This is a genomic window from Granulicella sp. L46 (assembly GCF_009765785.1).
In the GTDB taxonomy this organism is placed as follows: Bacteria; Acidobacteriota; Terriglobia; order Terriglobales; family Acidobacteriaceae; genus Granulicella.
In genome coordinates this window covers 1-7,390 of the sequence record NZ_LMUT01000004.1, presented here as the reverse complement: position 1 = coordinate 7,390, position 7,390 = coordinate 1, and the positions used below count along the sequence as shown (strand labels likewise).

Sequence of the window (7,390 nt, the reverse complement as noted above, 5' to 3'; positions counted from 1 at the left end):
GGGCATCATGCGACGGCTTGATTACCTGCAGGGCCTGGGTGTTACCGCCATTTGGCTGATGCCCTTTCAGCCCTCACCGGGACGCGATGACGGCTACGATGTTGCCGACTACTACGGCGTCGATCCGCGCTATGGAACTATGGGTGACTTCGTAGAATTCGCCCACGGCTGCAAGCAGCGCGGCATGCGCGTTCTGATCGACCTTGTGGTGAACCATACCTCGGATCAGCACCCGTGGTTCCAGTCCGCTCGCCGCGATCCACAATCAAGGTACCGCGACTGGTATGTCTGGTCGAAGAAGAAGCCAAAGGACGCAGCGAAAGGGATCGTCTTCCCAGGAGTGCAGCGCTCAACGTGGGATAAGGACGCAGTGGCCGGGGAATATTACTTTCATCGCTTTTATGACTTTCAGCCCGATCTCAACACCGCAAACCCCGAGGTACAGGCCGAGATCCTCAAGATCATGGGCTTCTGGCTGCAGCTTGGCGTCTCCGGCTTTCGCATGGACGCTGTCCCGTTCGTAATTTCGGCTAAGGGTGCGGACGCAGGCCAGAAGCCCGTGGAGCACTACGACATGCTTCGTGAATTCAGCCAGTTTCTCACCTGGCGCGAGGGCGAGGCCATCATCCTGGCCGAGGCCAACGTCCTGCCCGGAACCGACATGAACTACTTCGGCAAGGCGGGCGAGCGACTTCAGATGATGTTTAACTTCGACGTCAACCAGCATCTCTTCTATGCCCTTGCGAGCGCCGACACCCGACCGCTCGTCAAGGCCATGAAGGACACTAGGCCACGGCCAGCTACTGCGCAGTGGGGACAGTTCCTTCGGAACCATGACGAACTCGATCTCGGGCGGCTTGAACCGCAGCAGAGGCAAACCGTCTTCGACGCCTTTGGCCCCGAGCCGGAAATGCAGCTCTACAAACGCGGAATACGACGAAGGCTGGCGCCCATGCTCGGCGGCGACAGGAGACGCCTCGAGTTGGCCTATAGCCTCATGCTCACGCTTCCCGGGACGCCCGTCATTCGCTATGGCGATGAGATTGGCATGGGAGACGACCTGCGCCTTCCAGAAAGAAACTGCGCGCGTGCGCCCATGCAATGGTCCACGGAGCCGAATGCTGGATTCACCAAGAGCGAACACCCGATTCTTCCCGTCATCGACCACGGTCCGTATGGCTTCGATCATCTGAACGCGGCGGATCAGCGCCGCGATCCGAACTCACTACTCAACTGGATGGAGCGCATGATCCGCATGCGCAAAGAGGTGCCAGAGATCGGATGGGGCGACTTTCGGTTCGTGAGTACAGGGACTGAGAAAGTTCTCGCCATGGAATACGAGTGGCGTAACAATGCGGTCGTATGCGTGCACAACCTCGAGGGAGCTCCAACGGAAATACGGATGACCCTGGAACATGATGGCGAGGGTTGCGTGCTGGTAAATCTGCTCTCGAACGATCACAGCGAACCGAATAAGAAAGGCAAGCATGCGATCGTGATGGAGCCCTATGGATATCGCTGGTTTCGCGTCTGCGGTTTGGACTATCTACTGAAACGGGATGATGCTTGAGCCGTGGACGTCCACCGAAATTCCTGCAAGGTCGGATTTTCGGCAACTTCGGGGATACTGCTGAAAACGCTGTCTCGCTTCACTTTGACCGATTTGGCGATGTAGAGCTGCCTTTGGAGGCGGCGCTGGCCCTGGCCCTTGGCGGAGGCACAAAATGGAAGCGCACTAAATAGATGTTCTCACCCCTGCCATGCTTGGCGACTTTGAGCATATCCAACACGCCGAGAAATCCAGACTCACGGGCCATCTCCGAAGTGATGTCGGGAAATCCGATCGGTTCGATCGAGTCTACCTCGATCTCCCCCTCTTCCATACGGTATCGCCGACCCACGCTCACGCGGGGACTCATCCAGATGCGGACGGAACTGGTGATCTCTCCCCGTCGAACTCTATCGCGAAGCCGTTTGGTAAAAACCATGTTGAGAATTTACCTCAATGCGCGTTGCTTTTCGATCTGAACTTTCCGAAAACATCGTTTTTCTGGAGCCTACTATCAGTTCTTCGATGGACGCTCAATGTGGTCAATGACAATGACTTCCAGCGGAGCCTTCGAGTCGATAACCTTCAGCCCAAGTTGCTCCCGGATGGCGTTGAACAAATCCGGTAAATCCCCGGATTCATCGAGCGGGTCCGATCTCCACTTCAACGTGAAATCGTACGTTCCCGTAAGGCCGGTTTGATCCACGACGTACCGGTCTCCAATGGGCGTCCATAGTGGCGAGCGCGCGAACTGATCGACGGTCACTGCCTCGGCGATCATCTCATCCTTGCGAGCGGAAAGCGAAGTCGTCTCTTTGTCTTTGGACGGGGTTAGCTTTGGGCCGCCTTTTGCAATGATTAACGCGTAAACCGGAGTTTCCCCCCGTATTTCAAAGTGAACCTTGAGGTTGAAACGTTCGGCAAGCAAAGACTGCTCCATAAGAGCTACCTGCTCCTGTTGTTGCTCTGGAGTCATTGTTTGCATTTCCGCAAACCGCGAAGCGTCTATCTTTGCCTCAACCGCGTAACGATCGTTCTCGCTCTCAACCCACTGCGGTCCTTTCAGAATCCGCCTCTCAGAGCCTATGGGAAGGTTATAGGCTTTCATGATCAGCAGGCCCACCTGGCCGGTGAAGTAGACACGATCCGTCTCCTGACGTTGAGCATGCTGGCCCGGGTCGATCATGATGGGGACAACGGATGCCGACCCCGGAGCGGTCATCGGCCGAGGGGCCGCTTTCCAGGGCTTGACCGTCTCCACTTCAAAAGAAGGCAGCGGCCCACTGGCATGAAGAATCTGACCGTTCATTGGAACCGTGCAAGCCACTCCTATTAATGCGAGCATCACGTCCAAACAGGTTTTCCGATTCATCATGGCTATGCCGCTCCATGGGCACCAGATTCGCCTTAGTGTACAAGCTCTCTGAAAGTCGGGTTTTGTCTAAGTTGGCCAGACCAGCCTATCCAGCAGATCGAACTTCGACAAAACGCCGTATTGCGGGCGCGACCGACTGGCTGGCTGTGATCGGTCACAGAAGCCGACTTCTGGGCAGTAATCCTGGCAAGAAACTGCGGCTGGGTGTCGGGTAGTGCACAAGTAGTAATTGCTGAGTAGGCGGTCATACGACCGGAGCGCACCAAGATCAAATCGATATCTCACAATTTCGGTTCAACGAACAACGTGGAAAGTCCGCCTCCAGCGCGTGTCTGGGAAGAACCGCACCAGAACGTGGCCGATCCACGCGAGCTGGTGACCGAATCCTGTTTGTTCAAGTTGCCCGTCTGCGGCCTCGAAAGACCAATAGTTGAAAAGCGGACGGCCAAGTATGTTAGCGCGCGGCACGAAGCCCCAGTAGCGCGAGTCCAGACTGTTGTGCCGGTTGTCGCCCATCATGAAATACATGCCAGGTGGAACCACCAGATTGCCATCCTGGATATAACTCGAGAAGTTCACGGCCCACGACTCTGCTGACCCAGGCACTTCGGCTGGAGGTACTGCGGGAAAATCGTCGAGGAACTCGTTGAAGTTATCCGTCGTTGTCGGCTGCGCAAATCCCACCGGCTGTGCGACTCCATTGATAAACACAATGCCGTTGCGTAAATGAATATGATCTCCCGGTACGCCAATCAACCTCTTCACCAGGGGAGTGTATTGCGGTGTTCCGTCGGCGTCGGTGGCATCAATACCAGGCTGATTGACGGGCTTGTGGAAGACCACGATATCGCCGCGCCTCGGCTCGCGATACCTGATGAGCGGCATCCACGAAGTAGGCGGCATTAGTGTGATCTGGTCGACGACCAGGTGATCGCCCACAAGCAGCGTGTTCTCCATCGAGCCTGACGGAATGACGTAGTTCTGAGCCAAGAAGGCCTGAATGAACAGACCCACCACCAGAACTGAACAGATGCTGGCCAGCGCCTCGAAAGGAGTCTCCTCCTGATTGATCTTGGCGGAAGCTGCGGGCTTCGTTGAAACAGGAGAAGTCTTCGTCGCTGGGCGCATCCAAGGGCTCCTCATGAAGGCTGGCGAGCCCCAGGGCGTTCGCAGCTGTCCCTTCGAAAGGGATGATTTCATGTACGTTCGACTATCGTCGACTTTGCGTCTTGACCGGAGTCTATCAAATCCCTGTGCAACGTAGAATTCTCCGGATGATTCGGCGTGATAGCGGTTAGTGGCCGATTCGGAAGTTAAATAGAAGTAAACACTTCCGCGTCATTTTCAGGATCGGTAACGATAAACGCTGTTGTGTTGACTGATAACACAAGCGGTTCGCCGAAACTCCCGCAAAGTCGGGTGGTCTCAATGGGTCGATGCAACACTCAGCTCAGACCCACCTTCATTGAAAACAAAAGCTAAAAACGCTGGATAGGGTTAGATCAGGCCGGAGCCTTACCCTGGCTAGCTTTGGCCGAATCGGTCAAATAGATCAATTCTTCAGGGTAAGCATTCGTGGATCAGCTGTTTAGATATAGTGTTGCATCGACCGGTTGAATCGGCACGCATTTTCGGCAACTTCGATTCTTTCGTTCCGCATTTGACAACCGGGTGGTAACTGCGGATCATCGGATCACTTGCATCTCAGAAGCATGGACGTTCGCGTTCTCATTTGTTGGCGCCCGGGCAATCTCTTTAGGCAATGGCGAGGACCTTTGACCTCGCCAGGGGGTCGAGTAAGGTGTACCCGTCAAGCAGGATTGCACCGATGACCTCTGGCACATTGGTCTGCTTACCTTGTTGGAACATTATGACGGGTTGCGCAGCGACTTCGGTACTCAGGACCTGATGCTCGTGGCTCAGGCCATTACGGACCTGGCATGTTGGAGGAGGCAGGGTTCGTTGAGGTAAGTCGGGCAAACGAAAATCAAGGCCAGCCGGCTGTGGGTATCGTGCGGAACCACGTGTCCTAAGAGCTCAACAGCGCCTAATGAGGCGGAGAACCAACAGTTTATGGCTGTGCAGAATATGGTGTTGACACAGCCCTCGTACAATTGCACACTACCTCAGATTCGCAATCGGACTGCAACAACACATTGCGACGAATCTGATTTTGCCGCCAAAGCGCTCTCCCAAGGCAGGTTTGGAGCCTACCTTGGGACTCGGGAACGCGTGGCGAGGACGTGCAGGTGAGGTTTGGAGGCTCTCCATCCTCGCCTGCACCTGATACTGACGTCTGATCTGTTACGCGTCAAGTATAAAACAACTAGATGTTGTGGTGTGGTCTCAAACACTATTGCCTACTGGCGTTCAGCGTTACGAGCTATGGTTTTACTGAGCTTTTGCTGTGTATAGTTCGTGAATGTCGCTGTTGACGCTCCTTTTGACTGTCTTCGCACACGCGCTTCAGAGGCTCAAATCACCGATAACACATCACCAGCGCTTTAGCCTGCACTGTGCTTGTTTAAACCTGCGACCGTCTTCCCCATATGCCTGTACCTTTTGTCACGGGAGGAGGACTCGCACCTAAACAAATTGACAACTTAAACAAGAGATAAGCCCTCACCAAACCCATTTCCGAGGAATGGTGAGGGCTCTAGATTTGTAGTTGCCGAAAACGCCGTTTCAAGGAATTGCGGTCCTTCTTTGTCCGGTGCGGTAGCATGATCGATGCGAAGACTGAGTAACATCGCATCATTGCTTCTGGCGTTTGGTTGGTGCTGCAAAACGGGGTTTGAGCGAGATGACCGACGAGAAAAATCTAGAAAACAAGTTGAATAAGCTCGCTGTGCGTGTTGCGCGCATAGAAGCAGTGGCCGACTTTCTCACCAGGCACAGAGGTATGGCGTCACGCTGCACGCTAAAGCAACTCAGCACCGGAGTGGGACTGTATTTCGACGACAAGGCATATCTACGACCGGTTGGGGAGATTCCTGTTGCTTTGCAGCTGGAAAACCATGTCGATAACGATGCCCCAAATCCCGCAAAACGCAGGATCATTTGTGCGGACGTAAGCAAGTTTACCGCCAAGCAGCTCGCTGACGTATTCAAGAAGGTAAAGATCAGCCTGAAGTAATTCAAACTACCAGCGCAGCGTACTCGACCTCGTCGAGCATCGGAACATCCGCCTTACGTCGTCAACACTCGACCATCTGCATAGCAGGATGACGATACCGAGCTTTTGTATTGGAAGACTTGTTCCTCGTTCCCTAAAAGTCGGGTTTTCGGCAACTTCGGGCCGTAGTTTCCTATAACGCCGTTTTCAGGGAACGAAGACCGTGGATGCCTCGTTGGTGATGTCAGAAGATGCCGTTCGTACTGCATAGAATATTTCCGAGCGAATCTCTAAGTCGCGCGTCTTCGTAATAGATCGCGCCGAGGAGAGTCAATGTGAGCTTCTGGAAGAACAAAATCTACCTATCGTTTCTGGCTGCGGGACTTGGCGTTTCTTTTGTATCTCAGGGACCATCCTGCGTTGCGCAAGCGGCAGCCGATAAGCCCACTGCGACCGCACCGCAGTCGCCATCTACGAACCCGAACCCTTCGTTTGAAGTGGCAACCATAAAGCCAACCGATCCAGCACAGCCCGGAAGATATTTTCGCATTGCGGGTCGCGTCTATTTCGCTCACGACGTTTCCTTAGCTGATTTGATTGATCTCACTTACGGCGTCCACCCTAGCCAAATCATTGACGCTCCCAACTGGGTTCGGACAGAAAAGTTCGACGTTGCAGGGACTCATCCCGGCGAAGCGGATCCGGGCAGTGCGGGGTGGATTGCGATGATCCGCAACCTGCTTACCGACCGGTTTGCGCTCACGCTCCGCCGGGAGCAACGCGACCTTGCGTCTTACGTGCTCACTGTAGACAAATCCGGACCGAAGAACCTGACGCCGTCTACGCGCACAAGCCCTTACCCAAGCCTCGAATTTAATCGCGCGCCAAATGGGGTAATCTTGCCTGCGCGAAATGCGGCCCTCGGCGAGTTCTGCCAGATGATGCAGCAAGTGGTGCTTGACCGGCCCGTCGTTGATCGCAGCGGGCTCAAAGGTAGATTTGACTTTCAGCTCACCTTCCTCCCGAATGAGAGTCAGTTTGATGGTCAGCCGCCAATAACTGCGTCGCAGGTCACCGGAGAACCTGCTCCTGATCTCTTCGAGGCTGTGCGCTCGCAGCTAGGCTTGAAACTCCAATCGGCGAAGGTTCCGACCCAAGTGCTGGTTGTGGAGCACGCTGCACGCCCGACGGCGAACTAACTTTGCGAGCTCCTGCAAAGTCGCATTTTCGGCAAGTTCGAGCCGTAGTTGCCGAAAACCCCGTTTTGCGGGAACCTCCCCAGCAATTTTGTGAAATCGCCCCGATTTGCCGTTCGGGGTTTTACGTAGTGGTAGACCATGACCATAATCTA

At 54.6% G+C, this 7,390-nt stretch carries 5 protein-coding genes; 3 read left to right on the top strand and 2 right to left on the bottom strand.

Annotated features, from left to right (window positions below):
- Positions 1-1,570: alpha-amylase family protein (locus tag GSQ80_RS04030; protein ID WP_158786247.1), on the top strand; the 1,570-nt coding region annotated here is incomplete at its 5' end.
- Positions 1,571-2,063: 493 nt separating this feature from the next.
- Here GSQ80_RS04030 and GSQ80_RS04025 read toward each other — a convergent pair.
- Positions 2,064-2,924, bottom strand: coding sequence for a TIGR03435 family protein (locus tag GSQ80_RS04025; RefSeq protein ID WP_158786241.1), 861 nt, complete (start codon positions 2,922-2,924; stop codon positions 2,064-2,066).
- Between the two features lie 294 nt (positions 2,925-3,218).
- Positions 3,219-4,052: a signal peptidase I gene (lepB, locus tag GSQ80_RS04020; protein ID WP_158786240.1), complete on the bottom strand. Its 834-nt coding sequence runs from the start codon at positions 4,050-4,052 to the stop codon at positions 3,219-3,221.
- 1,675 nt (positions 4,053-5,727) lie between these two features.
- On the opposite strand from lepB, the gene GSQ80_RS04015 reads away from it, so the two are divergent.
- A complete protein-coding gene (locus tag GSQ80_RS04015) occupies positions 5,728-6,060 on the top strand; it encodes a hypothetical protein (protein WP_158786239.1) in 333 nt (110 codons plus the stop codon).
- A 314-nt stretch (positions 6,061-6,374) separates the two neighbouring features.
- Positions 6,375-7,238: a TIGR03435 family protein gene (locus GSQ80_RS04010; RefSeq protein WP_158786238.1), complete on the top strand. Its 864-nt coding sequence runs from the start codon at positions 6,375-6,377 to the stop codon at positions 7,236-7,238.
- The last annotated feature ends 152 nt before the right edge of the window (positions 7,239-7,390 follow it).